Here is a 2,675-nt window from a genome sequence, read left to right on the forward strand (position 1 = left end):
TTATCGGCCAGGAAGGCCATCACAGCCGTGAGCATCTGGAATACAGCAATCGTTTGCGCGAGCTTGGTTACAACATCACCCGCATTGAAAAACGCGCCCAGGCACGCATCCGCTATACGCAGAAAAAATTCTCGCCGCAGCGCCAATTGGCCGCCACTGCCGCGCTGGAACATATCACCGCGATCATGGCTGACGGCTTGCTGCGTGATCCCAAATACCTGGAAGGCGCTCACCCGGAATTAATCCGCCTGTGGCGCTGGCATGCGCTGGAGGAAACCGAGCACAAGGCGGTGGCTTTCGACGTGTACAACCAGGTGTGCGGCAGCCGCAAATTGCTGCGTCGGGCAATGATGATGGGCACGTTCTTTTTTGTGCTCGACACCTTTCGCGGCATGACCCATATGCTCAAACAGGACGGCCTGCTGTGGAACTGGCGGGTGTGGCGCGATGGCGTGCAGTGGATGTGGGGCAAACACGGCGTGTTCCGCCCGCTGATCAAAACCTACCTGGATTTTTTCAAGGACGGTTTCCATCCGTGGCAGCACAACAATATCGACCTGCTGTACGCCTCACGCGCCGAGTTCGAACCCGGCGAGCCACACGCTTTGGCGCAGACGGCCTGAATCTTTCGAGCAGACGTTCTTTGCAACCACAAAAACCGCTGGCTTAACCCCCGGCGGTTTGTTGTTTGTCACGCGCTGTAGCGGCCGCCACTGCTGGGCTGGGTGAAGTCGGTATCGGTGGCGATAGCCTTAAAAATCGGCGACGCCTGCTGCTGCCCTCACCCCAACCCTCTCCCGCGAGCGGGAGAGGGGGCTTGATCGGTGTAAGGCGCGAAGTCGCGGTTTAGCCCCCCTCGCCCGCTTGCGGGAGAGGGGCTGGGGGTGAGGGCAACCTGCAAACACCGATCCCCCGCCAGGCACGATCACGTCACATCACTTAACCCTGCAAAAACCGCAACGCATCCTCCGCGCTCTGCTGGGGAATTTCCTCCATCGGAATATGCCCAACGCCCGCATAGGTCTTCACCTGAATGCCGGGCAAATCGCGCTGCCACAGCGGCACATGCTTGGGCGAAATCCAGCGGTCGCGGTCGCCCCACATCAGTAGCGTCGGAGTAGTGATTTGCGCCACCCGCGCCGGCGTGCCGTGCAGTTCTTCGCGGTTTACTTTGAGCAGCACGCGGAAGATATCCATCATTGAGCGGCGGTTACCCGGCCGGCGACTAAGGTCGTAGTAGCGATCAACCACGCCCGGTTTGATCCGCCCCGGCTCGCCGTAAACCTCTTTTATGCCCTGGGCAATCAACGCTCGCGGCATCCACAGCGGCATGGCCCACGTTGCACCGGGCAGCGCTGCGGCGGCGATCATCAGCGGCACTTTGCGCATGTGGTAACCGGCTGGGTCGATCAGTATCAATTTCTCCACCCGCTGCGGCTGCGCCAGGGCGAAGTTCCAGGCGATATAGCCGCCCAGGGAGTTGCCAGCAACCACCGCCTTGCTTACGCCCAAATGATCGAGCAACAGGCTGAATATTTTCACCATCCGCTCGGCCGAGTACACGCCATCACGCGCCGGGCCGGTGAGGCCAAAGCCAGGCACGTCAAAACGGATAATGCGGTAGTGCTCGGCAAAGGCATCGATCCAGCCGTCCCAGGTGTGCAGGGAAGCGACCACACCGTGAATCAGCACCAGCGCCGGTTTGTCGCGCGTGCCTTCGTCGCGGTAGTGCACGTTGAAGCCGTCCAGCTCAATAAACCGCGAGCCGTTATCGGCGTTGGCGTAGCGGGCTTTCAGGCGCTCCAAGGGCAACGCACCAAAACCCAAACGGGCAAAACCCACCGCCAGCGGCGGCGCTAGAGTCAGGCTGGAAGCAGTCATGCAAAGACCTCGACATTTTTGTTGTTGGTCGTGCATCAAAGCATGGGCACAGTGTGCTCGCGCCCCAACCTAGGTTGTGACGGGGCATAGCGCGGCAATCAGCAAATCGCTGAGCACGGTTTTGGCGTGTTCGATTTCTACCCGCGTGGCTGAGCGGCCGAGCAGTTCCAACGAGGTGGTTTCCAGCGCCCAGATCAGCGCGCGGTAGGTCAGCGGGTCGCGGTGTTGGCCGTCGTACTCCAGACGCTCGACCAACAGCGCGGTCATTTCCACATGGGCGCGCTGGCGATGGCGGGCCAGGGGCGAGTCGGCGCGTAATGCCTCCTCCTGCATCAGGCGAATGATCGGGCCCACCGCCGAGTGATAGTCGAAGAAACAACCCACCATGGTGCGCAGCCATTGCTGCGGGCTGCCGGCGCCTTGCTGCATATCGCGAAAGCGCGCCAGCAGCAGGACCACGGCGGTTTGGTAGATGCCTTCGAGCACGTCCATTTTGTTGTCGAAGTATTTGTAGAAGGTGCGGCGCGACACGTTGGCGGCAGCCAGCAGGTCGTTAACCGTGGTCTCGCTCAAGCCCTTGCGTGCAAACACCGGGATGGCCGTCAGCTGAATATTGATCCGCTGCAAATGCCCCACCAGCGGCCCATCGGCCAACTCGCCCTGCTGGCGGGCCACTGCACCGTAGCCACCGAGATCTTCGAACACCGCCAATACGGCGCCCTGCTCGGCTTTTTCTGCTTCCATCGCGCCCCCCAACGTTGTGCCCCAACCTACGCTTAGGTGACGTGCCGGAC

Annotated in this window: 3 protein-coding genes; 1 reads left to right on the plus strand and 2 read right to left on the minus strand. The window is 61.2% G+C overall.

The window, feature by feature from the left end:
• Positions 1-623: metal-dependent hydrolase (locus AAAB16_RS15500; protein WP_340664127.1), on the plus strand; the 623-nt coding region annotated here is incomplete at its 5' end.
• 316 nt (positions 624-939) lie between these two features.
• Here AAAB16_RS15500 and AAAB16_RS15505 read toward each other — a convergent pair.
• Together AAAB16_RS15505 and AAAB16_RS15510 are read right to left on the minus strand one after the other, a co-directional pair.
• On the minus strand, positions 940-1,881 hold the full coding sequence (locus tag AAAB16_RS15505; protein ID WP_340664128.1) for an alpha/beta hydrolase: 942 nt from the start codon (positions 1,879-1,881) through the stop codon (positions 940-942).
• A gap of 69 nt (positions 1,882-1,950) precedes the next feature.
• Positions 1,951-2,625, minus strand: coding sequence for a TetR/AcrR family transcriptional regulator (locus AAAB16_RS15510; RefSeq protein WP_340664129.1), 675 nt, complete (start codon positions 2,623-2,625; stop codon positions 1,951-1,953).
• Positions 2,626-2,675: the final 50 nt, after the last annotated feature.

It is taken from the genome of Pseudomonas sp. (genome assembly GCF_037994325.1).
In the GTDB taxonomy this organism is placed as follows: domain Bacteria; phylum Pseudomonadota; class Gammaproteobacteria; order Pseudomonadales; family Pseudomonadaceae; genus Aquipseudomonas.

Excerpts from the sequence above, each read along its gene's own strand:
- AAAB16_RS15505 (WP_340664128.1), bottom strand. The coding sequence starts at position 1,881 with ATGACTGCTTCCAGCCTGACTCTAGCGCCGCCGCTGGCGGTGGGTTTT.
- AAAB16_RS15510 (WP_340664129.1), bottom strand. The coding sequence starts at position 2,625 with ATGGAAGCAGAAAAAGCCGAGCAGGGCGCCGTATTGGCGGTGTTCGAA.